At 45.7% G+C, this 25,324-nt stretch carries 22 protein-coding genes and 1 other RNA gene; 17 read left to right on the top strand and 6 right to left on the bottom strand.

The window, feature by feature from the left end; all coding sequences use genetic code 11:
- The 4 genes from AB9P05_RS15000 to AB9P05_RS15015 form a co-directional block, all read right to left on the bottom strand.
- Positions 1-1,824 carry a glycoside hydrolase family 15 protein gene (locus AB9P05_RS15000; protein ID WP_371909646.1) on the bottom strand — a complete coding sequence of 608 codons (1,824 nt, stop codon included), beginning with the start codon at positions 1,822-1,824 and terminating at the stop codon, positions 1-3.
- A gap of 121 nt (positions 1,825-1,945) precedes the next feature.
- The gene (locus AB9P05_RS15005) at positions 1,946-2,653 is read right to left on the bottom strand and encodes a hypothetical protein (protein ID WP_371909647.1); all 708 of its coding nucleotides are present in this window, start codon (positions 2,651-2,653) and stop codon (positions 1,946-1,948) included.
- 41 nt (positions 2,654-2,694) lie between these two features.
- Complete coding sequence (locus AB9P05_RS15010; protein WP_371909648.1) at positions 2,695-4,035, bottom strand: PAS domain-containing sensor histidine kinase; 1,341 nt, start codon at positions 4,033-4,035, stop codon at positions 2,695-2,697.
- Positions 4,025-5,437: a sigma-54-dependent transcriptional regulator gene (locus AB9P05_RS15015; protein ID WP_371909649.1), complete on the bottom strand. Its 1,413-nt coding sequence runs from the start codon at positions 5,435-5,437 to the stop codon at positions 4,025-4,027. The genes AB9P05_RS15010 and AB9P05_RS15015 overlap by 11 nt, the downstream gene beginning before the upstream one ends.
- 360 nt (positions 5,438-5,797) lie before the next feature.
- Between AB9P05_RS15015 and AB9P05_RS15020 the strand changes: the two genes are divergently transcribed.
- The 4 genes from AB9P05_RS15020 to AB9P05_RS15035 all read left to right on the top strand — a co-directional run bounded on the left by AB9P05_RS15020 (position 5,798) and on the right by AB9P05_RS15035 (position 11,880).
- Positions 5,798-7,048, top strand: a complete 1,251-nt coding sequence (locus tag AB9P05_RS15020) for an efflux RND transporter periplasmic adaptor subunit (protein WP_371909650.1) — start codon at positions 5,798-5,800, stop codon at positions 7,046-7,048.
- A 24-nt stretch (positions 7,049-7,072) separates the two neighbouring features.
- Complete coding sequence (locus AB9P05_RS15025) at positions 7,073-7,771, top strand: ABC transporter ATP-binding protein (protein ID WP_371909651.1); 699 nt, start codon at positions 7,073-7,075, stop codon at positions 7,769-7,771.
- Positions 7,772-7,896: 125 nt separating this feature from the next.
- Positions 7,897-10,314, top strand: a complete 2,418-nt coding sequence (locus tag AB9P05_RS15030) for an ABC transporter permease (RefSeq protein WP_371909652.1) — start codon at positions 7,897-7,899, stop codon at positions 10,312-10,314.
- A gap of 684 nt (positions 10,315-10,998) precedes the next feature.
- The gene (locus AB9P05_RS15035) at positions 10,999-11,880 is read left to right on the top strand and encodes a hypothetical protein (RefSeq protein WP_371909653.1); all 882 of its coding nucleotides are present in this window, start codon (positions 10,999-11,001) and stop codon (positions 11,878-11,880) included.
- 78 nt (positions 11,881-11,958) lie between these two features.
- Here the strand turns inward: AB9P05_RS15035 and AB9P05_RS15040 are convergent, their stop codons facing one another.
- Together AB9P05_RS15040 and AB9P05_RS15045 are read right to left on the bottom strand one after the other, a co-directional pair.
- On the bottom strand, positions 11,959-12,078 hold the full coding sequence (locus AB9P05_RS15040; protein ID WP_371909654.1) for a 30S ribosomal protein THX: 120 nt from the start codon (positions 12,076-12,078) through the stop codon (positions 11,959-11,961).
- 150 nt (positions 12,079-12,228) lie between these two features.
- Positions 12,229-14,310, bottom strand: a complete 2,082-nt coding sequence (locus AB9P05_RS15045; RefSeq protein ID WP_371909655.1) for a M13 family metallopeptidase — start codon at positions 14,308-14,310, stop codon at positions 12,229-12,231.
- Between the two features lie 205 nt (positions 14,311-14,515).
- Between AB9P05_RS15045 and AB9P05_RS15050 the strand changes: the two genes are divergently transcribed.
- The 13 genes from AB9P05_RS15050 to AB9P05_RS15110 all read left to right on the top strand — a co-directional run bounded on the left by AB9P05_RS15050 (position 14,516) and on the right by AB9P05_RS15110 (position 25,321).
- Positions 14,516-14,746, top strand: coding sequence for a hypothetical protein (locus tag AB9P05_RS15050; protein ID WP_371909656.1), 231 nt, complete (start codon positions 14,516-14,518; stop codon positions 14,744-14,746).
- 110 nt (positions 14,747-14,856) lie between these two features.
- A complete protein-coding gene (locus AB9P05_RS15055) occupies positions 14,857-15,102 on the top strand; it encodes a hypothetical protein (protein ID WP_371909657.1) in 246 nt (81 codons plus the stop codon).
- A gap of 84 nt (positions 15,103-15,186) precedes the next feature.
- Positions 15,187-15,287: signal recognition particle sRNA small type (gene ffs / locus AB9P05_RS15060), an RNA gene on the top strand.
- Between the two features lie 83 nt (positions 15,288-15,370).
- Positions 15,371-16,027: a fructose-6-phosphate aldolase gene (gene fsa, locus AB9P05_RS15065; RefSeq protein ID WP_371909658.1), complete on the top strand. Its 657-nt coding sequence runs from the start codon at positions 15,371-15,373 to the stop codon at positions 16,025-16,027.
- A gap of 11 nt (positions 16,028-16,038) precedes the next feature.
- Positions 16,039-16,251 (top strand): fructose-6-phosphate aldolase, encoded by a 213-nt coding sequence (locus AB9P05_RS15070; protein WP_371909659.1) that lies wholly within the window; start codon positions 16,039-16,041, stop codon positions 16,249-16,251.
- Positions 16,252-16,965 (top strand): cell division ATP-binding protein FtsE, encoded by a 714-nt coding sequence (locus AB9P05_RS15075; RefSeq protein ID WP_371909660.1) that lies wholly within the window; start codon positions 16,252-16,254, stop codon positions 16,963-16,965.
- 204 nt (positions 16,966-17,169) lie between these two features.
- Positions 17,170-17,454 carry a hypothetical protein gene (locus tag AB9P05_RS15080; RefSeq protein WP_371909661.1) on the top strand — a complete coding sequence of 95 codons (285 nt, stop codon included), beginning with the start codon at positions 17,170-17,172 and terminating at the stop codon, positions 17,452-17,454.
- Positions 17,455-17,706: 252 nt separating this feature from the next.
- A complete protein-coding gene (gene hisG / locus AB9P05_RS15085) occupies positions 17,707-18,558 on the top strand; it encodes an ATP phosphoribosyltransferase (RefSeq protein ID WP_371909662.1) in 852 nt (283 codons plus the stop codon).
- Positions 18,555-19,853, top strand: coding sequence for a histidinol dehydrogenase (hisD, locus tag AB9P05_RS15090; protein ID WP_371909663.1), 1,299 nt, complete (start codon positions 18,555-18,557; stop codon positions 19,851-19,853). Before hisG ends, hisD begins: the two co-directional genes overlap by 4 nt.
- Positions 19,840-20,889 (top strand): histidinol-phosphate transaminase, encoded by a 1,050-nt coding sequence (hisC, locus tag AB9P05_RS15095; RefSeq protein ID WP_371909664.1) that lies wholly within the window; start codon positions 19,840-19,842, stop codon positions 20,887-20,889. The genes hisD and hisC overlap by 14 nt, the downstream gene beginning before the upstream one ends.
- On the top strand, positions 20,879-22,006 hold the full coding sequence (hisB, locus tag AB9P05_RS15100; RefSeq protein WP_371909665.1) for a bifunctional histidinol-phosphatase/imidazoleglycerol-phosphate dehydratase HisB: 1,128 nt from the start codon (positions 20,879-20,881) through the stop codon (positions 22,004-22,006). Before hisC ends, hisB begins: the two co-directional genes overlap by 11 nt.
- An 80-nt stretch (positions 22,007-22,086) precedes the next feature.
- Entirely contained in the window at positions 22,087-23,616 is a 1,530-nt protein-coding gene (gene guaA, locus AB9P05_RS15105; protein ID WP_371909666.1) for a glutamine-hydrolyzing GMP synthase, read from the top strand.
- 1 nt (position 23,617) lies between these two features.
- Positions 23,618-25,321, top strand: coding sequence for an ABC transporter substrate-binding protein (locus AB9P05_RS15110; protein ID WP_371909667.1), 1,704 nt, complete (start codon positions 23,618-23,620; stop codon positions 25,319-25,321).
- The last annotated feature ends 3 nt before the right edge of the window (positions 25,322-25,324 follow it).

The following is a 25,324-nucleotide window of genomic DNA, read 5'->3' on the forward strand; positions in this document are numbered from 1 at the left end:
TCAGTCTTTCAGTTTATGATGCTGCTTATCTATCTGGTAAGCAGCACTTATTAGGGATAAGTGAGTAAAGGCTTGGGGAAAATTACCTAGCTGGCTTCCATCCAGGCCCAATTGTTCGCTGAAGAGCCCCAGGTGGTTGGCATACCCAAGCATTTTTTCAAAGCTCAGGATAGATTCATCCAGGTTGCCCATACGTGCCAGGCACTCTACATACCAGAAGGAACAGATCGAAAATGTACCCTCATCACCTTCCAGTCCGTCAGTCTCTTCTCCTTCCACCTTATAGCGATACACAAGAGGCTCAGTAACAAGCTCCTTCTTTATCTGCTCGAAAGTGCTTACCCAGCGTGGCTCACTTGAGCTCATATAGCGTACCAGAGGCAATAGCAGCGCCGAAGCGTCTAAGACCTTGGCACCCTTATATTGCACATATGCCCCCTTTTCCTCATCCCAGAAATTTTCATAAATATCACGATAGATTTCGTCCCTTACCTTCTTCCATCGGGACGTTTCACTGGGAAACGATCTGTCCTCCGCAATCCGGAGAGCCCGGTCCAGAGCTACCCAGCACATGACGCGCGAGTGTAAAAACTCCTGCTTCTGAGAGCGAACCTCCCATATGCCGTGGTCCTTTTTCTTCCAGTTTTCACAGAGAAAGTTCACCTGCTTCTCCACCTTCTTCCAGAACTGGTAGCTAATAGAGCCTCCATGTTTATTATACAGATATATCGTATCAATAAACTCTCCGTAAATGTCCATCTGAGTCTGTTGATAGGCACCATTACCTATACGTACCGGTTTAGCCCCACGGTAGCCCTCCAGGTGGTCTAGCTCTACCTCCTCCAGCTCCTTGGTGCCATCTATGCCGTACATTATCTGTAGCTCCGTGTCCTCCAGTCGCTTCCGTATCCAGTTCATGAAACCTTCTGCCTCATTCATATAACCAAGTCGCAGAAAGGCATACATCGTAAATGCAGCGTCCCTTAACCAGGTAAACCGGTAGTCCCAGTTACGCGTACCACCCGGTGATTCAGGAAGGCCAAAGGTGCCGGCTGCTACCACAGACCCGAACTGGTAATTCGTGAGTAGCTTCAGTGTCATTGCAGAGCGGTTGACCTCCTCTTTCCATCGTCCCTGATAGTTACTTTTTGAGGACCACTCCTTCCAATAGCTTATCGTAGATTGCATCTTACTCTCCGGATCCAGGTGATCCTGCTGGTGGTCTGCCACCTCCATTATCAGATCTACCGTTTCCTGCTCCTTTAGGGTGATCGTTGTTTCTGTCCCCTTTTTTGCTACTTCCATGTCCAGGTCGCAAAAAAGGCGTATATTATTTTGCTCCCCCGTCGGATCCTTAAATAGATATGCACCTGCAGATGTTTCTTTTTCTATTTCACAGCCGTGCCGTGCATAACCAAAAGAAGGGCTACAGGAAATACGGAATGTCAGTTGCCCCCTCACGATGCGTAGTCGCCGGATGAGGCTACATCGCTCTTCTGTTTTTTTAACCGGCATGAAATCAATGAGCTCCGCCACGCCATCTGCCGCCAGAAATCTCGTCATGAGTATGGCCGTGTCAGGCAGATACATCTGCTTGTGAGTCACATTATCATGAAGGCAATCAATGCTAAAGCTTCCGCCTTTATCTGCATCAAGCAGGGAAGTGAAAATGGTTGGGCTGTCTATTCTCGTAAAGGGCATGAAGTTTATCGTGCCTCTTATTGATACCAGCGCTATGGTATGCAAGTTACCGATCAGTCCATGATCCTGTATAGGAGGATACCTCCCATCATAGCCGTCACGGCCAGCAATTTTGTCGCTCATGCATCATTAACATGCATAGCATCAGTCGGTTTAGATTACACAGACAAAATTACCGTAAGGATTAAGGGAAAGCAGCGCAATTACCCGCCCGAAGTACAGATAAGACTGCCTGAATGACGTTCTAATCTGCCTGTTTTACCTCGTTGATAAATACCGCCGATGCCCTCGCCGCTTTTTCAATGGCCTCACTGATCGCCGCCTGTTCCGCTTTTTTCTGTGTTTCAGCCAGGTCAGAGTCATCCTCTGCCCGCGTAAATACAGCCTCAGTTGAAATGATGTCTGAAAAAGGCACCACTGTGGTGCGCGTATCCATCAGGAGAGCCTCACAAGTAGCATAGGCCTTTATTTCATCTTTTTTAAACAGTTTACTATCCCGGTAAATGTCGCTTTCTGCTTTAATGATAAACACCATATCACACTGCATGCGGGCGGCCGCCTCCCGAAGCTGGGTAATATTGGCATCCGAACTAATCAGAAGCGAGGGTATGAGAGATACACGACTCACCTGCCCGGTGGCAGTCATCTCTTTTCGTATGCGTGAAATATAATCCTCCTGCAATTCAGGAGCACTGGAAGAAGCATAATTATACCCCCATTTACCAAAGTTGCGTGACCGGATAGCGTAATAGAAAACAGCGATACGGATATCACTTGCGTAATCGATCTCCCCATCCAGTAAAGTAGCCACATCCGCTTCACTAAGCTGGGCGGCAGAGTCACTGAAAAGATTAGACGTTATGGTCTTTTCCTGGTAAATAGGGTAGACAGGCTGCGGGCTGCTTTGTCGAACCGGCACGTGCGGAGAGCAGGCTATTGATACCATAGCCATTATCACTGTCGCCAAATATGAAATCCTAAGCATAACAAAAATTAAAATCGAAGAGTGAAAATAGTTCTGACTTCTGGTTCAGACTCCACAGACAGATCTCCATTATGCAATTGCATTATTTGTCTGCTAAGGCTGAGGCCGATACCCGATCCGGTTTTTTTGGTTGTATAAAATGGAATAAATATTCGTTCTCTTGCTTCCGGAATGATACCAGGCCCATTGTCGCTTACCTGTATTACCGGGCGCTGATCAACACCCATACCTCCACTAAGTTCTACCCGGCCATTCTCCCTTCCCGTTAATGCCTCTCGTCCGTTTTTGATCAGGTTTATTAATATCATTTCAATAAGCTGCTGATCTGCCATCAGAAGGATAGACTCAGTAGGAGGGTGGTAGTCCATAGATATACCCGTATCTCTGAATTCAGTCCGCATCAAGTGGGCCACATGATCCAGCAGGTCCCTCATCTCAAAACGTGTAAACTCAGGCTCAGGTATATTCGTAAAGTCCCGATACGCATCAACAAAGCGAACCAGTCCTTTACTACGATTTCCTATTGTTTGCAAGCCCTCCTGTATATCCTCCAGCGCTTCGTCATTTACCTCACCATTTTCATCATGAAGATCCTCCTTCAGAATATCATTCAGCGTACCCACCAGAGAGGCAATAGGCGTAATGCTGTTCATGATCTCATGGCGCAGGACCTTCGTTAGATTTTGCCAGGCCTGTATCTCATTTTGCTGTAGTTCAGAGCGTATATTCTGTAGCGAATACAGGCGCAGGTGTTTGCCATGCAGCCTTAGTTCCGTCACACTTATCGCCAGGTCTACATTAGGTCCTATCCGGTGCATCGCACGCTGGCCCAACTTCAGGCCTACCAGTAGCAAGTGCAGTACAGGGTGTTTATGATGGAGCTCATTTATATGTTTTAACTGGGGAAGGTCCAGCAGCCGTTTAGCCACTGGATTTATCAGTTCCACATTTCCATCAGAATCGAGGGCCAGCAGACCTACCGTTACATGCTGTACGATCGTGTGCAGGTACAGTTCATTCTCTTCACTGATAGAGCGCTGCTCACGGAAAGCATCTAACACTTCATTAAATGCCTGATTCAGTTGACGGAAGCTATCGCCAAGTTTATTGTCTGCATTAAAGCCGGATACAAAGTCAGAATAACGTACCGACTCCAGAAAGCGGGTAAGCTTGCGGTTTGTATTCTCTACAAAAAGAAACAGATTGTATATCTGTATGCCAATTACCACCCCTGTTACGCCGGTACTTACATACTTTTTGTCAAAATACAGCAAAAAACCAACGAATATACTTAAGGCGATGAGTAGCACCCTCCATAATACTCCGGTTCTGAATTCCTTAAAGACCATACTTCTCCAATCTGCGGTAAAGTGAAGACCTCGTAAGTCCCAGCTCAGTAGCAGCTTGCGTTATATTACCATTATATTTTTTCATCACTTTCCGGATCAGGATCTTCTCCACTTCCTCAAGGTGGTATTGCTCCAGCTGGATATTTTCTTCACCCTGCCCCCCGCTTTGTTCCCCGGGTCTCGCATTAAAGAAAAAGTCCTCCGGCTGCAATACATTACTTTGGCTCATAATTACAGCCCTCTCCACAGCATGCTGCAGTTCCCTTACATTACCAGGCCAGTTGTACTTCTGCATACGCTTCAGGGCTGCGGCGCTCACAGAGTGCACCTCCTTGCTGTACTTATGCGCATAATGTTTCAGGTAATGGTCTGCAAGTAGCTCAAGGTCCTCGCCACGCTCACGTAGTGGAGGTAGTATAATTTCAATGGTATTCACCCGGTATAGTAAATCCTGGCGAAAACTGTTTTGCCCCACCATATCATACAGATTCATATTCGTAGCACAGATCAGCCGGATATCCACATCACGGGTTTTATTTGACCCTACCCGCGTTACCTGGCGACTCTGAATGGCAGAAAGTAATTTTGCCTGCAGCGGAAGGCTCAGGTTACCAATCTCATCCAGGAACAGAGTGCCCCCTGACGCTACTTCAAACCGGCCTGCGCGTTCTTCTTTCGCATCGGTAAAGGCCCCTTTGGTGTGACCAAAGAGTTCACTTTCAAACAGTGATTCCGTGATTGCCCCCAGGTCCACACTGATAAATACCCCGTCGTGACGCTTACTCTTACGATGGATAGCCCTTGCTACCAGTTCCTTTCCCGTTCCATTTTCGCCAAGTATAAGCACATTTGCGTCCGTACCTGCCACACGGTCTATCGTTTCAAACACCTTCTGCATCGGGCCGCTTTTGCCCAATATGTCTACATATTTAAAGTCATTGTCCTCATTTATCTGCTTTTGCTTGTCCTTCAGGTCAGCCACCTCTGTACGAGACTGGCGAAGCCTCATGGCAGACATCATCGTGGCAAGTAGCTTTTCATTCTCCCATGGCTTAAGCACAAAGTCAGACGCCCCTTCTTTTATAGCCCTTACCGCAGTTTGCACATCTCCGTAAGCTGTAATCAGAACGACTACTGCCGAGGGGTCAATGGCAAGTATCTTATCCAGCCAGTAAAACCCCTCATGCCCGCTGCTCACGTCCTTCGTAAAATTCATGTCCAGCAGGATCACGTCGTATTGCTCATTATTCATGAGCGTAGGTATGGCTTCAGGGTTCTTTTCTATGTCAATACTCGTGAAGTGTCTCTTAAGGAACAGCCGGGCAGCACTAAGCACGTCCTGGTTGTCATCCACTACCAGTATTTTTCCGGGTATTTTACTGCTTTTGACAGATTGGCTCATATAATTGATGTATCAAATGTCTGGGGTGGCTCCACCACGGCATTTTTCCATTTTTCAAATACTATACCGCAATGGGTTAAATAATGGCCCGGAGCACTCGCTGAAGGTAAAAATATGTCCTAAGGCCTGCCTGCGGCCTTTAAAGGTAATTATTCCCGTGAATTATACCTTATATTTATGCTTTTCCTGCCGAGTGTGAAGTTAGGTTTGGTCGCAGACGAACAAGCGCGTTCGCTAGCGGACACCTGGATTTCGGCCAATTATAAAAAAGGCCCTCAGACTGCTAAATAGTACGCTTTTCATGTTTGGCACACTTGTTGGCTTACCGTGTACGAAACCAGATAAGCTTTATAAACTGAAATGGATCGAGTAATTAAGAAAAAACGGTGGACAACTAAGAAGATCATACTCGCAGGGGTGATAGTAGGAGCTGTGCTCTTCGCCTTGTATGGTTTTCTGTTTGCGGATAATCGCTCAAAAGTTAAAACCGAACGTGAGAAAATCACCATCTCTACGGTTAAGGAAGGAGAATTCCAGGAGTATATCCCCCGTTCAGGAACAGTGCAGCCTATACGCTCTATATATATGGATGCCATTGAAGGAGGTGTCGTTAAGCAGTTAGTGCGCGAAAGTGGTGATATGGTGGACAAAGGCGATACCATCATGATCCTGACGAACAGTAACCTGCAACTGGATGTGATGAACCGCGAGACCATGCTGTACGAACAGCTTAATAACCAGCGTAACATTCGCCTGAACCTGGATCAGAATACCCTTCGTTTGAAGCAGGATCTTGCCGAGATCGATTACCAGATTAAATTATTGGAACCTCAATATGAGCGATTTAAAGAGCTGTATGAGAAAAAGCTCGTATCCAAACGCGAATTTGAGGAAGTGAAGGAACCATACATGTACCAGCTCAACCGTCGCGAGCTTACTGTAAAGGCCTATAAAACTGATAGCATTAATATTGTAAGACAGCGTGCCCAGCTTCAGAATTCTGAAGACCGGATGCTCATGAGCCTGGATGCGGTAGGCCGTATTCTGGACAATCTTGTCGTCAGAGCCCCCATTACCGGACAGCTTACCACTCCGGACCTTGAGATAGGTGAATCTATCGATAGAGGCCAGAGTTTAGGCCAGGTAGATATAGTCGATAGCTTTAAAGTAAGAGTACCTATTGATGAATTATATCTTCCCCGTATCAAAGAGGGACAGAAAGGTACCTTCGACTTCAGCGGAGATACCTATGAACTTACAATAGAGAAAATCTTCCCTACCGTTACCAATGGGGTGTTTGAAGTAGACATGCACTTTGTAGGAGAACAGCCTGAGAACATCAAAAGAGGACAGACCCTCCGGGTAAGACTGCAACTTAGCGATCTTACTACCGCCACCTTGCTGCCTGTGGGTGGATTCTATCAAAATACCGGCGGTAACTGGGTATATGTTCTGGAAGAAGGTGATGATAAAGCTGTAAAGCGTAATATCCGCCTTAACCGTAAAAACTCACAGTACTATGAAGTTTCCGAAGGCCTTCAGCCTGGCGATCGTGTGATTACCAGTAGCTATGATAACTTTGGTGACAATGAAGTAATCGTATTAGATTGACCCTGAATAACCTTACTTATAGAAATGACAAGTATTCTTAAAACCGTTAACCTCAGAAAGGTTTATACCACCGAGGAGATCGAAACCACGGCCCTGAATGACGTGAATATCGACATCAAGGAAGGTGAGTTTGTAGCCATAATGGGACCTTCAGGATGTGGTAAATCAACCCTCCTGAATATTATCGGCTTGCTCGATAGCCCATCTACAGGTGAATACTGGTTTGTTGACCAGGAAGTAGCAAAATACAATGAGCGCCAGCGCGCAAAACTGCGTAAAGGTTCCATCGGATTTGTATTCCAGAGCTTCAACCTGATAGACGAACTTACTGTCTTTGAAAACGTGGAGCTTCCACTCCTGTACCTTAAAGTTGACAGCGCAGAGCGTAAGCGTAAAGTGGATGAAGTCCTGGAGCGCATGAATATCATGCACCGGCGTACACACTTTCCCCAGCAGCTTAGTGGTGGTCAGCAGCAGCGTGTAGCTATTGCCAGAGCGATCGTTGCTAACCCTAAGGTGATATTGGCGGATGAGCCTACAGGTAATCTCGATTCTAAGAACGGCGAGGAGGTAATGAAACTTCTGGCCGATCTGAATCAACAGGGAACGACAATTGTGATGGTGACCCACTCTCCATATGATGCTAACTATGCCCACCGTACCATTAATCTATTTGATGGAAAAGTGGTTACAGAAAACATCAAGGAGTCTTTCCACGTCTAGCCTTCCATAACCTGGGGAGTGCCTTATAAGGCACTCCCATTTTATACTTTTCAACCAGCCCCCTTCTTTCAGCCAGCTATTTTTTTCCTTCCTCGGGATCTCTTTCTTCATAGCCATGACCTTTCATGATACTCAATAACCTGAAGATCGCCTACCGGACGTTGATGAAACAAAAAGTGTTTGCTATTATCAACGTGCTCGGATTAGCCATTGGCATTGCCTGCTGTATTTTGCTAATGCACAGTATCAGGTTTGAATTGAGCTTCGATAATATGCATCCGGATGTTGACCGGATATATAAGCTGAATCAGCGGTGGTTTGACGGTGATTACAGCACCCAGATTGCAGCCATTGCCGCCCCCTACCTTAAAAAAGATATGCCGGAGGTGGAAGCCTATAACAGGATAATTTCTACCGGTGGTAGCACCTTTACCTATATAAACGATACCTCAGAGCCACTCATATTCGTAGAGGATGCCTTTGGCTTTGCAGATGAAAACTTCTTCTCATTTTATGGGATCAACATCGTTAAAGGAGATAAAAACACGGTGTTTTCAGATCCGAACGCCATAGTTATTACCCAATCTGCTGCCAGAAGATATTTTGGCGATGATGAGCCCTTAGGTAAAATACTGCGGTATGAAAACCGGCACGACCTGCAGGTTACCGGAATCATGGAGGATTACCCTCCCAATAGTTCCATAGACCTGGACCTGGTGGCCCCCATTTCCTTTTTCGAAAAAAGCAATGGGATAAAAGAGTATACGAGCTGGTGGTGGCCAAATACATTCACCACCGTAAAGCTAAATCCTGAAGCAAATGCTCAGGAACTGAATGACAAAATGGTGTCCTTTGCCAGCCAATACCGTGAAGGCGATGTCGCCGAGGAGTTACGACCAAGATTGCAGCCATTTACAGATATAAGACTATATGGTGCCGGCAATGAGGGAGAAGGTACCATAAGGTTTGTCACTACCTTCAGCGTAGTCGCCTTACTTATTCTGGTAATAGCCTGCTTTAATTTTATGAACCTCAGCACGGCCCGCGCCTTGCGCAGGGCACGGGAAGTAGGGGTCAGGAAAGTGATAGGAGCACGTAAAGGCCAGCTGATCGCCCAGTTCCTTACCGAATCCGTCCTCATCACATTTATAAGTCTTCTGCTGGGTTTGCTTATTGCAGAATTGCTACTCCCCTTCTTCAGGAGCCTGTCCGGTCAGATAATCGATATTGACTACGGAGGGAGCTGGATGTACCTCAGTCTGCTCGCGATACTAATCGTTGTAGGCATTCTGAGTGGTAGCTATCCCGCTTTTTTCCTCAGCAGGTTTAAGCCCGTTGTAGTATTCAAAGGCCTCATGCACCGCCAGGCCGGAGGTATTGGCCTGCGCAGAATGCTCGTAGTGCTGCAGTTTGGTATTTCCATTGCCCTGATCATAGGTACTATCGTAGTTTATCGCCAGGTTAGTTTTATGCAGGAGAAAACACTGGGCTACTCTACCGACCAGATATTACAAATCTCCACCCGCGGAGAAGCCAGGGTATCAGAAAAATATGAAAGCTTCAAGAACGAACTGCTGAGCCAAACCAGTGTTGAGGGCGTAACCGCTTCCAATTGGATGCCTGGAGCATACCAGGTAAGTAACATTCCTACGGAAATAAACGGACAAGGAGTTAGTGATCCAGGCGTACTCTATGTGGATTTTGATTTCCCCGAAGTTATGGGTTTCAAAGTGCTTAGCGGGCGTGGTTTCTCAGAGGATATTGCCACTGATGGAAAACAGGCCTTTTTAATAAATGAAACCGCCAGCGGCCTAATAAATGACCGTGACCCACTCCAGTCCGACGTACGGATTAGTTACGGTGAATATGGCAAGGTGTTATTTGAGAAAAAGGGAGAAGTGATAGGTGTGGTCAATGATTTCCACGCTAAAAACCTGCGAATGTCTACTGGCCCCGTTGTCATCACCATTGAGCCTTCCTTTGCAGAGACGCGTCAATTGAACCAGATGGGCCATGTGTACGTCCGCTTTCGTGATGGGGCCCTGAGTGAGGGGATGCAGACAGTAGAAAGCCTTTGGTATAACTACTTTCCTGACCGGTTATTTGAGGCTGAGTTAGTAGATCAAAGAATGGCACGCATTTACCAGGAGGAAACTACTTTTGGTAAAACCATAGGCTTTTTCTCATTACTTGCCATATTGGTTACCTCCTTAGGGCTATTAGGCCTTTCTGCCTATGTAACCGAGCGCAGGAGCAAAGAGATCGGCGTACGTAAAGTGCTCGGAGCTAGTCTCAGGGATTTGGTGCTATTGCTTACCCGCGAATTTACTTTCCTCGCTTTAGCGGGTTTTGTGCTGGCCGCTCCTCTTGCCTGGTATCTTATGGATAATTGGCTGGTAGATTTCCCCTATCGGATTCAGGTAAGCATATGGATAATACTGGCAGGTGGGCTACTATCATTATTACTAGCGTGGGCTACAGTTGGTTATCAGTCTGTAAAAGCAGCCCTTTTAGATCCGGTAAATACGCTTAAAGACGAGTAAGCCAGGCATAACCAATGACCTTAACCAGATAAAAAAGGGGGTGGTCGCCCAAGGCAGCCTACATCTCCGGGAAAGTAAAAAAGTTGATCAGCGTCAGTAACTCGCCATAGGGCAAGCCCCTGTTCATTCCCTATATAAGTTACCCACACTTTCGCCTGCTATCTTTCGCCAAAATATATAACCAGGTGGCCGGGTTCCTGTCATCTCTAAAGATAAGCACCTGCCTTTATCGCCAAGCACAAGCTTCAATTACGGTAACCATTACTTCCATTTAATTTTGCCAATAGATAGACCAATGAGGAGGATATTTGTGGTGTCTGAGGAGTAAACCCATGTAAGGGATGGGGTAAATCGTTGAATACCAGTAAATAATCTAGTCGCCAGGAAAGGGTGGTTTTTAAATCTGCCAACTTCAGCATACCCTTAATCCGTAACATTGTACCTACAGTGAAATATTAGCCCTGGAGGAAACTTTAATTATTTTATAACATACAATACCCCCCTCTTGTCGACCCATACTTGGTTTTTGTTGAATTATGGAAATTGATTGTGCCTTAAAGGCCTAAAAATTTGAAGCGAAATTCTGTTGTTGTAACATTTGCCTTGCTTTGGGACTAACACAAATGCGATTCCTTTATGTTATTTTAGTGTTAAATAAAGTACCAGCTATTAGTTAGACATACAATGGAATTTTACCCTTTGGCGATATTGATCCTGTTAACCATGTGCCTCCTCGTGGTACTGTTATATGCGGTGATCTATTCCCACAGGCAGTCGTCCCTCGATCTTCAGGATATCAAAACAGAAATACAGCTAATGTATTTGCAGAAACTTACTGCAGAAACTGAGATCATGCTTAAGTACGAGAGACGTCCTGATGCAGGAGCCACCCTTCATAAAAACATCGAGAAGTTTTGTAAAGATGTATTGAGCCATAAAAAGAGGTGGAAGGAAAAACCCGGCCGCATACCCGCTATACATAATGCCATTGACCGGGCCGACCGCATGCTATTGGAAAAGCCTAACTCCGGAAAAGGCATAATCATTGGAGCTATGGTTGAGGAGTCCTTAAGAGAATTCAGAAAGAGCAGCGTGTATGCTAACCTCTTAGATCATTGTCAGAGCCATCCCTCTCTTTATCAAAGTGGCCTCGTAGCAGGGGTGACAGAGTTAATCAGTGCCCAATACCCCGATTTGCAGAGTACCGTTACTATAGCAGGAAACGATGAAAAAAGGAGGTTTAGCCCCTACCTCGAAATGATGCTCTTCGACACCTGTATCATGCTCATAATGTCAGGTACCAAGGAGCCAGGTGTAAATGAGGTCACAATCTTCATAGATGCTATGCAGCACCATTTAGAGCTAACTTTTCAGACCCGGAGAGATACCCATAATTCAGACCCGGATACCCGTTCAGCTATTGCCCTGGCTACCCATAGCGCGGTTAAAAATCATCTGCAGCTAATCAATGGTGAGATTATTTATAACCCCTCATATTCCAAGGGTACCATGCTTCAGATATCTCTGCCAGTGGCGGAAGAGTCCAGACACTACCTTAGCGTCTAGTGAGGAAAGATTGATTCTTTCAATCAGATTTATCCTTCGGGACATTATGTAAAAAGGCCGCTGAATAGCGGCCGCAAATCAATCAGTTTTTTCCTCTTGGTTGCCAGAGCTTTTCTTGTTGGCTTTCCTGGGTCGGCGTACACCATATGAACCCATACTGATCTTACCTTTTTTCGTTTTTTTATCACCTCTTCCCATATCGGTATTTTTGGTTAATAATTGGTTTTCAGTTAAGATAACGCTTATCTTCTAAAGATGTTAGGCCAGAGGTTTACCTCTTTCTGATAAAAAAAGAAGCCGCCTGTAAAAATTACAGACGGCTTCAGATCAATTGTAAGATGAGTAGTCTTACCAGATGCTCACCATAGTCGTGTCACCATCTGTAATATTCTCCTCATCAAGGTCAAATGCAGAGTAGAAGTTAGGCATGTTCGATACCGGTCCCATTACCCTGTAGCGACCAGGCGCATGAGGATCTATAAGTATTTTCTGCTTGGCCGTTTCAGGACGGTCCTTGATACGCCATATCTGTCCCCAGGCAAGGAAAAAGCGCTGTTCAGGCGTGTAACCATCTATTTCTCCAGGATTGCCATGCTCTTTCAGGTGGTTTTGCAGAGCGTCATAGGCCATTGCCAGGCCGCCTAGGTCTGCAATATTCTCACCCAGGGTAAGCTCTCCGTTCACATTCAGGCTATCATTTACAATGTATTCGCCATACTGTTGTACTAACCTGTCAGTTAGCTTACTAAAGCGCTCAGCATCTTCTTCAGTCCACCAGTCCCGCAGGTTACCCTCCGCATCGTAGCGGCGTCCCTGATCATCAAAACCATGTGTGATTTCATGGCCGATAACGGCGCCAATACCGCCGTAGTTCACTGCCGCATCAGCTCTGTAATCGTAAAAGGGAGGCTGCAGAATAGCCGCAGGGAATACAATCTCGTTCATTACCGGATTGTAGTAAGCATTAACTGTCTGTGGAGGCATTCCCCATTCTTTTTCGTCCACTGGCTTACCTAGCTTCTGAACATTTTGCTCATGCGCAAAGGCACTGGCGTTGAGTACATTTTGTGCATAAGACTCCTCTGTTACTTCCAGCGTGCTATAGTCCTCCCACTCATCAGGGTACCCTATTTTCACTACGAAAGACTCAAGCTTCGTTCTGGCTTGTTCTTTTGTTTCCTCAGACATCCACTCCAGGTTATCAAGGCGCTGACGGAAGGCCTCTTTAAGGTTCTCCACCATTTCGGCTGCATTTTTCTTCGCTTCCGGAGGGAAAGCTTCAGCTACGTACAACTTACCCAGAGCTTCACCAAGTGCGCCATTAGTGGTGCTCATCACACGCTTCCAGCGTGGCTTCATCTCATCAGATCCACTTAGCTTCCTTGTGTAGAAATCAAAGTTTTCTGCTACGAAAGCATTATTCATATAAGGAGCCATATCGCTCGTTACATGCCAGGTAAGGTAGTCCTTCCAGGTGTCCAGGCTTACACTGCCCACCAGGCCGTCCAGCTTTTTGAAAAAGTCCGGCTGTCTTACAATTAAACTATCCACATCCTGTACACCCATACCATTCAGTACCTGCTGAATATTCAGGTTAGGTGTCATACCGGCCAGTTCACCGATGGCCATTTTATTATATACGTTGTCAGGGTTACGCATTTCTACGCGAGGCATGCTGGCATCAGCCATTTTAGTCTCCAGCTTAAGGATCTCTGCTGCTGCAGAAGCCGCTTTGCCTTCATCATATCCCGCCATTGTCAGCATATTAGCTATATGCTGTTCATAGTCTGCTCTGTTTTGTTGCTTATCGGTGCCTTCGCTTAGGTAATAATCCCTGTCAGGCAGGCCCAATCCACCCTGGGAAAGATAGAGAGCCATTTTGTCCGAATTTTTCATGTCTTGGTACACATATTCACCAAACATGCCCCCCAGGCCATGAATATGCATCCATGCCACCATGTCCATAAGCTCCTGCTTATTGCTTACCGCGCTGATCTTATCCAGTATAGGCTGCAACGGCTTAGCTCCTAATTCTTCTGCTTTGGCACTATCCATACCCACCTGGTAAAATAGGCCCGCCTTACGTTCGTCACTATCAGCAGCCAGAGATTCATCAGATTGGGCTTTTTCCAATACCTCCAGTAATATCTCCTGGTTGCGGTCCCGTAATTCGTAGAAGCTACCCCATGAGTTCTGGTCTGCCGGAATCTCATTATTTGCCATCCAGGTACCATTTGCATACTGGTAAAAGTCTTCTCCGGGGTTTGCCGTAGTATCCATGTTAGACACCGTTATTCCCCTCGGTTCCTGTTCAGGCTCTGTTGCAGCAGAGTTCTCTCCCGCATCGTCATTGTCTGCACAGGCCGACCCTATAGCCAGCATGCCAGGCAGGGCAACGTACATGCAGGATTTCAACCAAAATTTTTTCATCGTAATACCTATCCTTAAATATGGAATATCGTTAAATTGTGTAAGGTAGCATTTGCCTCCCGGCCTTAAAAAAGGTTTTATACAAACGGCAAAAAAAACTGAAGCTCCGGAATAATTTTCCTGGTATTTTGTTACCCAATTAGTAGACCTCTATGGCGTTGGCCTCTAGGTCATAAGTAGATCAGCGATTATATTTGACCCCAAGATGAAATCCAAGTACAGGGACGAACTGGAAGACGGAGTTTTCGAGTTCGACGAGTTCGATGATCAGGATGTTACCGATGATTCGGACTTTGATTTTGATGTAGATGTTCGTAGAGAAGTCTACGACATGGATGATGACCTTGACGATGAGGACTGGGAATCAGAAGAAGATGACGACTTTTCTGAAGACTGGGACAATGATGACGAACTAGGTTCCGATGATTGGAACTAGACCCTTTATCGTTTGAATAATGATTTTAACAATAAGTCCTTCGCGGACTTATTTTTTTGTCCTGTTAAGATGGTAAATGGCAGGTCTATACCAGCCGCAAAGCAAATAGCATGAAAAACAGTAATATCGTACACCAGTATTTTAAAAAGGAATTGGAAGAAGTTACCATATTAGTGCAGGTGGATCCGAATGAATATAAGGGCATGGAGCTCCTTATTTTTCCTGATGGAACTGTTGAGAAAACCAAGAGGCACTTTGATGAAGAGATATTTGACGACCTGGCAGAAGACGGGTTTGAACCAGGAAGCCCCTTGGAATTTAATCTTTATTTAAAGGGAATAGGGAAGGGGGCTTAACTAAAATCTAGGTGACCATGGCTGTTTTTTTTATGACATTCCTCGCCGGTGGTTTGACTAAGAAAATATTCTTCTTACTTTTGCATCGGCAAATCGGTGCGGCCAGCTCCTGCCGAACTCCCCCAGGTCCGGAAGGAAGCAAGGGTAGGCAGTCGTAGCGGCGCGACACCTGATTTGCCATTTTTTTTATCCCTCCATTCTTTTCCTCTTTCCCGGCATTTCTTTTTTTTATCATTAGATTTGTAGCATATCTATAATCTCTGCTTTTATGAAATTTTTTATTGATACAGCTAACCTAGACGAGATCAAAGAAGCCCATGACCTTGGCGTCCTAGATGGCGTAACCACCAATCCTAGCCTTATGGCAAAGGAAGGGATCAAGGGTGAAGACAATGTACGAAACCACTATAAGGCCATTTGCGATATCGTAGATGATAATGTTAGTGCAGAGGTAATTGCTACTGACTTTGACGGTATTGTAAAAGAGGGAGAGTCCCTTGCCAAGATTGATGACAAGATTGTGGTTAAAGTACCTATGATACGTGATGGAGTTAAAGCCCTTAAGTATTTCTCCAGCAATGGTATCAGAACCAACTGTACCCTTATTTTCTCCGCAGGCCAAGCCATACTAGCTGCCAAGGCCGGAGCTAACTACGTATCCCCCTTCATCGGTCGCCTGGATGATATTGCTACTGACGGACTCGGACTTATTGAGCAGATAGTAAATATCTACGATCAGTATGATTACCAGACCGAGGTGCTTGCCGCATCTGTACGCCACACCATGCACCTTATTCAGTGTGCTGAAATGGGTGTGGATGTAGCTACCTGCCCGCTTAGTGTTATTACCGGATTGCTAAGGCACCCCCTTACCGATAGTGGCCTGGAGAAATTTCTCGCTGACCACAAGAAGAACAATAGCTAATAGCGCTTCCTTTGGACGGACTACACATTATTAAGGTTAAGGGTAAAGCCAAAATCCCTGATTATATACAATTACGCGACGAGGATTTTGTCCTCGTCGCTTATTTCCGTGCTGACCGCCCCCTTAAGAACCTGGAAAAATATGGGCTCGAAGGAAAGGAACAGGAGTTGGCAGCGTTGATTGAGAAGTTGCCCTTTGGTAAATTGCAAAAACTCGATATCTAAATGAGCTTTTCATCCGATCACGTCGTATCTGTTTCCAATGCCTGTATATTTCAGGAGCACCAGACAGTGCTCAATGATATAACCTTCCAAATAGAGAAAGGTGAATTTGTATACCTTATCGGTCGGACCGGTAGCGGGAAGAGTTCACTGCTCAAGACCCTATATGCAGATCTCCCTCTCCGCCTGGGAGACGTAATGGTGGCAGGATATGATATTCGCAATATCCGGCGATCTAAAGTGCCTTTTCTTCGCCGTAAACTCGGTATCGTTTTTCAGGATTTCCAATTGTTTCCTGACCGGACTGTGGCAGAAAACCTATTCTTCGTCATGCGGGCCACCGGATGGAAGGAGCGAAAAAAAATGAAAAAGCGATTAGCCGAGGTGCTCATGCAAGTCGGACTGGGTTCTGTGGGTAGTAAAATGCCACATCAGCTTTCAGGTGGCGAGCAACAGCGGGTGGTTATCGCCAGGGCCCTTATAAACGAACCGGTTATGCTTGTAGCAGATGAGCCTACTGGTAATCTCGATCCGGAGGTATCAGACGGCATATTCAGGCTATTCCTTGATATCAATAAGCAAGGGACTTCCGTTCTCATGGCAACCCATAATTATAATTTCATTAAACAGTACCCTGCCCGCATGCTCAAGTGTGAAAAAGGTAAGTTACTGGATTCTGCTAAAGAGTCTTTCGAGTTGTCTACCGCTTACTTCTGATGAACTTTTAAGGTTTTTCGTCAGAAAATACAGTTTGATGAAACAAATTATCTGTTTTTAACATTACTAATACTATAATAATGGTTTTAAATGGCTAGCTTAAGATCCGCTGCAATGATTTCGTGAGAAGCTGCCGCCATTTAGATTTTTTTCCTGGCCTGTTTTATTTTTTTCAGGTCTACATTTTTTAGAACCTTCTTGACGATGCATGTAGCACATAATTCTTCAGAAAACATCATTCTTAAATTAGAAAGAGTATACCGGCTCATTGATGAGTGGAAGCTGACCAGTCATAATATCGATGCTACCGAGCGGTATCGTATTCAAAATCTTATAGATATAAAGAAGCGGGAAATTGAAAAAAATGTCTCGGCTTTTAAGAAAAGTTGTGCCTCCAACTTCGATGATATCAGGATGCTGATAGATAGGCAACTACGCGAGATTATGTCTTACCTTGAGCCAGCCCGCAAAAGACGTTTGAGTGTGTAGACCTCAATATTAAAGTTGCTATTCCTTTCTTTTTTAGAACCAGCTATTATATTTGTCTCCCGACATGATGTCGCAGTTAAACCATATTGCCCTTTCTTCTCTGGCTTTTGCTCCGGCTAGCCAGGCTGTGCATCATTTCCATCATTCCTCGTAAGAGGAATACCTAACACTATATTGCCCCCTCCTGGCTCATGTAGCCATCTTTATTCCCTGATTTTCATTAGAAAACCTTCTATATTACTTATTATTAGCATGATCAAAGTTGCTATTCAAAAATCCGGCAGGCTGAGTGACGATACCATTAGTCTTTTCCGTGAATGTGGTATACGCTTCAGCCGTGGCACTGGCCGGCTCAAATCAACTGCCACTAATTTTCCTCTCGAGTTTCTGTTCCTTCGCGACGACGATATTCCCGGCTATGTAGCTGATGGTGTGGCCCACCTTGGTGTAGTTGGTGAAAATGTAATGATCGAAAAAAAGAAGGATGTAATCCTTCGCAAAAAGCTTGGTTTTAGCAAGTGTCGGCTTTCAGTAGCTATACCAAAAGGAAATGAGTACAACGGTCCTGAGGACCTGAGAAATAAAAGTATTGCCACATCTTACCCTGTAGTGCTGCAAAAGTGGCTGGATGAAAAAGGGCTTACGGCTGAACTTCACGAGATTAGCGGTTCTGTAGAAATAGCTCCAAGTATAGGGCTGGCGGAAGCTGTGTGTGATATTGTTAGTACTGGTAGTACCCTGCTGTCTAACGGTCTCAAAGAGGTAGAAACCGTCATGCGGTCCGAAGCCGTACTCATCAGTAATAAAAACCTTGATGCTAAGCAGACAGCCTTACTTGAAAAGCTGTTATTCAGGATGAATGCCGTACAAACAGGCGGCAGTAATAAGTATATTCTGCTGAACGCGCCTAACGAACAGCTCGACAAGATCATAAGCCTGCTGCCCGGTATGAAGAGTCCCACCGTTCTGCCATTGCATATGGAAGGGTGGAGTAGTGTGCACTCAGTTATGGCAGAGGATGATTATTGGGAAGTCGTAGAAGAGTTGAAAAATAATGGAGCACAGGGTATACTGGTAGTACCCATTGAAAATATGATCATATGAAGATCGTAGAAAATCCACCCCGTGACACATGGGAAAGTCTGCTGGCCAGACCCGTACAGGACCATAAGACCATCAAAAAGATTGTAAAGCCTATCATCCGCAAAGTAGAGCGAAAAGGTGATAAGGCCCTGTACAAGCTTGCAGAAGAATATGACCATGTAAAACTCAGCAGCCTTCTGGTAACAGAAGAAGAATTAAACGCGGCTGCAGAGCGTATAGATGATAACTTACGGAAGGCCATTGATCTGGCAGTGAAAAATATCACTGCTTTTCACCAGAAGCAGGCGGATGATGAGCTTGTGGTGGAAACGATGCCTGGTGTGATATGTCGCAGAAAATCTGTGCCTATTGAAAAGGTAGGCTTGTATGTGCCAGGCGGTACAGCCCCATTGTTTAGTACCGTACTCATGCTCGGTATTCCTGCACGCATAGCAGGCTGTCGCGAGATTGTACTGGCCACCCCGCCTGATCGCAGTGGCAATGTACACCCTGCCATACTTTATGCAGCAAACCAGGTGGGAGTAACACGGATAGTAAAAGCCGGCGGGGCCCAGGCCGTGGCAGCCATGACCTTCGGCACAGAGAGTGTTCCCAGGGTGCATAAGATATTCGGGCCGGGAAATCAATATGTAACCGCGGCCAAGCAATTCGTTACACGCTATGGCATAGCTATAGACATGCCCGCAGGCCCTAGCGAAGTAGCCGTAATAGCGGATGCCCAGTGCCCCCCTGCCTTTGTAGCGGCAGACCTATTGTCGCAGGCAGAGCATGGTGTGGATAGCCAGGTGATATTAGTAAGTACAGATAAGGCGGTACTGGAGGGAGTTAGTAAAGAAGTAGACAGACAGCTACAAGAATTGCCGCGTAAAGAAATAGCCTCTAAGGCCCTGGAGAATAGCCTGGCGATATTAGTGGAAGATGATCAGCAAGCTATTGATCTTATCAATGATTATGGTCCTGAGCACCTTATTCTGGCGATGGAGAATGCAGTAGAAGCCGGTGAGAAGATCATTAATGCCGGGTCTGTTTTTCTTGGTAATTATACTCCCGAGTCCGCAGGAGACTACGCTTCCGGTACTAACCACACCCTGCCCACTAACGGCTATGCCAAAGCGTATAGTGGCGTAAGTGTAGATAGCTTTGTAAGGAAAATTACCTTTCAGGAAATCAGCCCTGCCGGATTAAAGAACATAGGGCCGGCCATAGAAACCATGGCCCATGCAGAAGAGCTTCATGCACACAAGCAGGCGGTTTCCATCAGACTTAACTATTTGGCTAATAATGGAAATCAATAAGTTATTACGCCCCCATCTCGCAAGCCTGAAGCCCTATTCAAGCGCTCGCGATGAGTTTAGTGGAAATGCTTCTGTATTTCTTGATGCGAATGAAAACCCCTATGATGTGCTGGGTGGAGATGGGGTAAACCGCTACCCTGATCCTCATCAGAAGCAGCTTAAAGATCGGTTGGCCAGGTTAAAAGGCATTGAGCCACAGCATATTTTTCTGGGTAATGGCAGTGATGAAGCGATCGACTTGCTTTTCAGGGCTTTTTGCCGGCCGGGAGTTGATAATGTAATCATTCAGCCACCCACATATGGCATGTATGCTGTATCCGCTGCCATTAATGATGTGGAGATAAGGGAGGCACTGCTTACGCCAGACTTTCAGCCTGATGTAGATAAGATAATGGCATCAGTCGATGAGAATAGTAAGCTGCTTTTTATCTGCTCACCGAATAACCCTACCGGAAATGACCAGGACAAGGAACGCGTATATTCTCTGTTGCAAAGCTTTCCCGGTCTTGTAATAGTGGATGAGGCCTACATTGATTTCAGTCTTAGTGAAAGCTTTATTAATGACCTGAAGGCATACCCTAATCTTGTCGTGTTACAAACTTTCAGCAAGGCTTGGGCCTTGGCTGGGCTGAGGTTAGGAGTAGCATATGCTTCGGAGGAAATTATTAGGGTGCTTGATCATATAAAGCCCCCCTATAATGTAAATGCCCTTACTCAAAAGGTGGCGCTGGAGGCGATGGAAAAAGCAGACCAGAAAGACTCCTTGGTAGAGACCCTCAGAATGGAACGTGACCAACTGGACAGAGCTTTGAAGAAAAGTACCCTGGTCAAACGGACCTATCCATCTAATGCCAATTTCATACTGGCTGAAATGAAGGGAAGTGCCAAAGAAATCTACGATAACCTTGTAACCAAAGGCGTTATTGTCCGGGACCGTAGTAAAGTTCAACTCTGTGAAAACTGTCTTCGCATTACTGTCGGTACGGCAGAAGAAAATCAAAAACTTCTAAGCGAACTGCTAAGCTATGAGCAATGAAAAACAAACCCGCCCGAAAAGGGTGTTATTTATAGACAGGGACGGGACCATTATTAAAGAACCGCCCACTGACTACCAGGTAGACTCACTGGAAAAGCTGGAATTTTTGCCTAAAGCCATTTCTAATCTCAGAAAACTGGCCGAGCAGACTGACTTTGAACTTGTGATGGTGACAAACCAGGATGGCCTGGGAACAGATAGCTTTCCCGAAGATACCTTCTGGCCGGCTCAATATAAAATGCTAAAGACCCTCGAGGGTGAAGGCGTACATTTTTCTGCTATTCACATAGACCGGACATTTGAGCATGAAAATGCTCCAACGCGCAAGCCAGGCACTGCCTTGCTTACAGAGTACATCGATAGCGATAAGTATGATATGGCCCGTAGCTATGTAATCGGAGATCGGCACACAGATATTCAGCTAGCTGATAATCTTGGGTGTAAGGGCATTCTGATTGCTTCGGAAGAAACGGAGAGCCATGCCAGTTTGGTTACCGAAGACTGGGACCGTATTTTTGAATTTCTCAGGTTGCCTGAAAGAAAAGCTTCCGTTCGTCGCACGACCAGTGAAACCGATATTAAGGTAGAACTCAATCTGGATGGTACCGGGAAGACCCGTATCCATACAGGGTTAGGCTTTTTTGATCATATGCTGGAGCAGATAGGCAAGCACGGCATGATAGACCTGGAGGTAGAGGTTAAAGGTGATCTGCATATTGATGAGCACCATACGATAGAAGACACTGCCCTGGCCCTTGGGCAGGCTTTTGCAGATTCCCTTTCTGACAAAAGAGGAATGGCCCGTTACGGTTTCGTATTGCCTATGGATGAAGCCCTTGCCCGCGTAGCCATTGACTTTGGAGGGAGACCATGGCTTGTGTGGGATGCAGGCTTTAAAAGAGAGAAGATCGGGGATATGCCTACTGAAATGTTTCACCATTTCTTCAAAAGCTTTTCCGATGCGGCACGCTGCAATCTTAATATCAAAGTGGAAGGGGAAAATGAACACCACAAGATAGAAGCGATCTTTAAAGGCCTTGCAAGGGCTATAAAAATGGCTGTGAGCCGTAATCTCCGGGAGATAGATAACCTGCCTAGTACCAAAGGCACCCTTTAATTACCAGAATACTACCTTAAGCAGGCAACATTTTACCTCAAGGATGGGGGAAACTTTAGTCAAGGTGTTATTTTTGCGCCATGAACGAACAGATCCTCATCCTTGATTTTGGTTCTCAATATACCCAGCTTATCGCAAGGCGGGTTAGGGAGCTGAACGTTTACTGCGAAATCCACCCATATAATAACATTCCGGAGATAGATGAGTCCGTAAAGGGGGTCATCCTTTCCGGTAGCCCTTGTTCTGTGCGCGACGAAGGGTCGCCCGAACTAAACCTGTCAGGAATCCGGGGGAAATTGCCATTGCTTGGTATCTGCTACGGGGCCCAGCTAATGGCTCATCGTAATGGAGGCCATGTATTGCCATCAGAAATACGTGAGTATGGCCGGGCCAAGCTGGAAAAAGTAGATACCCACTACCAGTTGCTCAAAGAGATAAACCTGAATAGTCAGGTCTGGATGAGCCACGGAGACACTATCAAGACACTTCCTGAAAAATTTAAGGTAATAGCCAGTACCCCCAGTGTGGAGGTAGCTGCCTATAAGATAGAGGATGAGGAAACCTACGGAATTCAGTTCCACCCTGAAGTGACTCACTCACTTGAGGGCAAAACTGTACTGAGAAACTTCGTAGTTCACATATGCGGATGTCACCAGGACTGGACGCCTGATACCTTTGTTGAAGATACCGTATCGATGCTTCAGGATAAGCTGGGCGATGATAAGGTAGTACTTGGCCTATCCGGTGGGGTGGACAGTTCTGTAGCTGCCATGCTTATACATAAGGCCATAGGTAAAAACCTGCATTGTATCTTCGTAGACAACGGCCTGCTGCGTAAAAATGAATTTGAAGATGTGCTGGAAAGCTACAAGCACATGGGCCTTAATGTAAAAGGGGTAGATGCCAGCCAGCAGTTTTACGATGCACTGGAAGGTATTACTGACCCTGAGGAAAAACGTAAGGCTATTGGTAAAGTCTTCATCGATGTGTTTGACCAGGAAGCTCACGCTATCCAAAATGTAAAGTGGCTTGCACAGGGGACCATCTACCCTGATGTAATTGAGTCTGTATCTGTTAAAGGCCCTTCCGCCACCATCAAAAGCCATCATAATGTAGGTGGCCTGCCTGAGCGGATGAATCTGAAAGTCGTGGAACCGTTGAACAGCCTTTTCAAAGATGAGGTTAGAAGAGTGGGTAAAACCATGGGGCTGGAACAGACCATACTCGGAAGGCACCCCTTCCCTGGTCCGGGGCTAGCAATACGGATATTAGGTGACATCACACCACAAAAAGTACGAATCCTGCAGGAAGTAGATCACATATTTATCAGTGGCCTGAAAAATAACGACTTGTATGATGACGTTTGGCAGGCAGGGGCTATACTCTTACCTGTACAGTCTGTAGGAGTTATGGGGGATGAACGCACGTACGAAAATGTAGTGAGTCTCCGGGCAGTTACCAGCGTAGATGGCATGACTGCTGACTTCTGTCACCTGCCCTATGAATTTCTCGCTGATATCTCAAGTGATATCATAAACCGGGTTAAGGGCGTTAACAGAGTTGTATATGACATCAGCTCCAAACCACCAGCTACGATAGAATGGGAATAATATGAATAAAGCCTTTTCAATACTAATACTAGTTATAACCCTTACCGCCGGTACAGTGCTAAGCCCTGTAAATGCACAGGACTACCGCAATAAATTTCTAAACGGCAAAGCACTGTATAAGGAAGGGCGATACGGTTTGGCTATGGAAGCCCTGCGGCCTGTAACAACCAACGAACCGGATAATATTTACCACGAGTATGCCTCATTCTACTATGCCCTGTCTGCTTACAATGACGGACAACTGGATCTGGCTGAGAATATGCTTATGCAAATTCGCCAGAGAAGTCCTCGCTGGAGTAAGACTGATGAGGTTAGGTACTGGCTATCACTGGTAAACTTTGAGCAGAATGACTACCGGAAGGCAGTAGGCATAACCAAAGACATAAAGTCCCGTGACCTGCAGAAGGAAACGGTAAACATGAAGCTTCACTTTCTACGTCAGTTAAATGATACTGATGAGCTCAAGGCATTGCTGAGTGAATATACCTATGACCGGGAAGTTGCTGTCGTACTGGCCGAAAAGATATCAGCTAAATCCGTAATGAATCAGGATAAAGCCCTGCTGGATTTTCTGGTGAATGAGTTCGACCTGAATGAGGAAGAATTTTCAGTGACGAGGGAAATACGCAGGGTAAAAAAGCCCTACTATCGCGTAGCGGCGGTATTACCCTTTTTCATGGATCAGCTCGAAGAAAACAGCAGCCGCGTCCGTAACCAGTTTGTACTTGACCTGTATACGGGCATGGAAGTAGCTGTGGAGGAACTGAAGGAAGAAGGTATTGACATCCGCCTGTTTGCTTATGATACACGGCGCGACAGCCTCGCTACAGCAAAATTAATGGCAATGCCTGAAATGGCGACTATGGATCTCATCGTTGGCCCCTTATTTCCAGATCCCTTCAAAGTAGTATCTGACTTCAGCTACCGGAATCGCATTAATATGCTGAACCCACTCAGTACAAATAGTGATATAGTCAGCGATAACCCCTACAGCTTCCTTTTTCTGCCAAGCCAGGAAACGCAGGGCAGGAAGGCAGCAGAGTTTGCAGGAGCACAATTTGAAAATAAACGCGCTCTCGTTTTCTATGAAGATAACGAACGTGACTCCGTCAGGGCGGCTACGTACGCAAAAGAAATCACTGATAATGGCTTTACAGTACTCAGATTCATTAAGATATCCGAAGGCGATGAAAGAGGTACCTTCGGTATTTTAAAGGACTACGCAGGCAAGGACCGTAATACCGAAGCAATAGGCCATGTATTCATATCAGGGTCATCTACTCTTACTGCCGCCAGCGCCATATCCGCATTGGAAAGGCTCAGTCAAGGCATTCCGGCAGTAGTGCCCGGTGAGTGGCTGGATTTGTCTTTTATTAACTTCGAACAGGCGGAAAGCCTTGGACTTTACTTTGTCGACCCTGATTACACATTATACTCTGCCGGAGTAACTGAAACCTTTAAGCAAAAGTATATCGATAAAACAAGCTCATTGCCAAATCGCTTTGCCTATCTGGGATACGAGTCCATGATGACCACAGGTCAGATGCTTAATAAGTATGGTGTTTATTTCCAGACCGGTTTTGAAGAAACTGACCGGCAGGAAGGACGCCTCATGTCAGGAGTAAGCTACAAAGAATTTAATGATAACCAGATCGTACCTATAATCAGGTTCGAGGAGGCAGAACTGAAAATTGTAAATAACTGATTT

The sequence above is a fragment of the Roseivirga sp. BDSF3-8 genome, from assembly GCF_041449215.1.
Classification (GTDB): domain Bacteria; phylum Bacteroidota; class Bacteroidia; order Cytophagales; family Cyclobacteriaceae; genus JBGNFV01.

Excerpts from the sequence above, each read along its gene's own strand:
- hisG (WP_371909662.1), top strand. The coding sequence starts at position 17,707 with ATGATCAAAGTTGCTATTCAAAAATCCGGCAGGCTGAGTGACGATACC.
- AB9P05_RS15110 (WP_371909667.1), top strand. The coding sequence starts at position 23,618 with ATGAATAAAGCCTTTTCAATACTAATACTAGTTATAACCCTTACCGCC.
- AB9P05_RS15050 (WP_371909656.1), top strand. The coding sequence starts at position 14,516 with ATGAAATCCAAGTACAGGGACGAACTGGAAGACGGAGTTTTCGAGTTC.
- guaA (WP_371909666.1), top strand. The coding sequence starts at position 22,087 with ATGAACGAACAGATCCTCATCCTTGATTTTGGTTCTCAATATACCCAG.
- AB9P05_RS15005 (WP_371909647.1), bottom strand. The coding sequence starts at position 2,653 with ATGGCTATGGTATCAATAGCCTGCTCTCCGCACGTGCCGGTTCGACAA.
- AB9P05_RS15015 (WP_371909649.1), bottom strand. The coding sequence starts at position 5,437 with ATGAGCCAATCTGTCAAAAGCAGTAAAATACCCGGAAAAATACTGGTA.
- AB9P05_RS15080 (WP_371909661.1), top strand. The coding sequence starts at position 17,170 with ATGCATGTAGCACATAATTCTTCAGAAAACATCATTCTTAAATTAGAA.
- AB9P05_RS15025 (WP_371909651.1), top strand. The coding sequence starts at position 7,073 with ATGACAAGTATTCTTAAAACCGTTAACCTCAGAAAGGTTTATACCACC.
- AB9P05_RS15035 (WP_371909653.1), top strand. The coding sequence starts at position 10,999 with ATGGAATTTTACCCTTTGGCGATATTGATCCTGTTAACCATGTGCCTC.
- fsa (WP_371909658.1), top strand. The coding sequence starts at position 15,371 with ATGAAATTTTTTATTGATACAGCTAACCTAGACGAGATCAAAGAAGCC.
- AB9P05_RS15030 (WP_371909652.1), top strand. The coding sequence starts at position 7,897 with ATGATACTCAATAACCTGAAGATCGCCTACCGGACGTTGATGAAACAA.
- AB9P05_RS15000 (WP_371909646.1), bottom strand. The coding sequence starts at position 1,824 with ATGAGCGACAAAATTGCTGGCCGTGACGGCTATGATGGGAGGTATCCT.
- hisD (WP_371909663.1), top strand. The coding sequence starts at position 18,555 with ATGAAGATCGTAGAAAATCCACCCCGTGACACATGGGAAAGTCTGCTG.
- hisC (WP_371909664.1), top strand. The coding sequence starts at position 19,840 with ATGGAAATCAATAAGTTATTACGCCCCCATCTCGCAAGCCTGAAGCCC.
- AB9P05_RS15010 (WP_371909648.1), bottom strand. The coding sequence starts at position 4,035 with ATGGTCTTTAAGGAATTCAGAACCGGAGTATTATGGAGGGTGCTACTC.
- AB9P05_RS15075 (WP_371909660.1), top strand. The coding sequence starts at position 16,252 with ATGAGCTTTTCATCCGATCACGTCGTATCTGTTTCCAATGCCTGTATA.
- AB9P05_RS15040 (WP_371909654.1), bottom strand. The coding sequence starts at position 12,078 with ATGGGAAGAGGTGATAAAAAAACGAAAAAAGGTAAGATCAGTATGGGT.
- hisB (WP_371909665.1), top strand. The coding sequence starts at position 20,879 with ATGAGCAATGAAAAACAAACCCGCCCGAAAAGGGTGTTATTTATAGAC.
- AB9P05_RS15020 (WP_371909650.1), top strand. The coding sequence starts at position 5,798 with ATGGATCGAGTAATTAAGAAAAAACGGTGGACAACTAAGAAGATCATA.
- AB9P05_RS15055 (WP_371909657.1), top strand. The coding sequence starts at position 14,857 with ATGAAAAACAGTAATATCGTACACCAGTATTTTAAAAAGGAATTGGAA.
- AB9P05_RS15045 (WP_371909655.1), bottom strand. The coding sequence starts at position 14,310 with ATGAAAAAATTTTGGTTGAAATCCTGCATGTACGTTGCCCTGCCTGGC.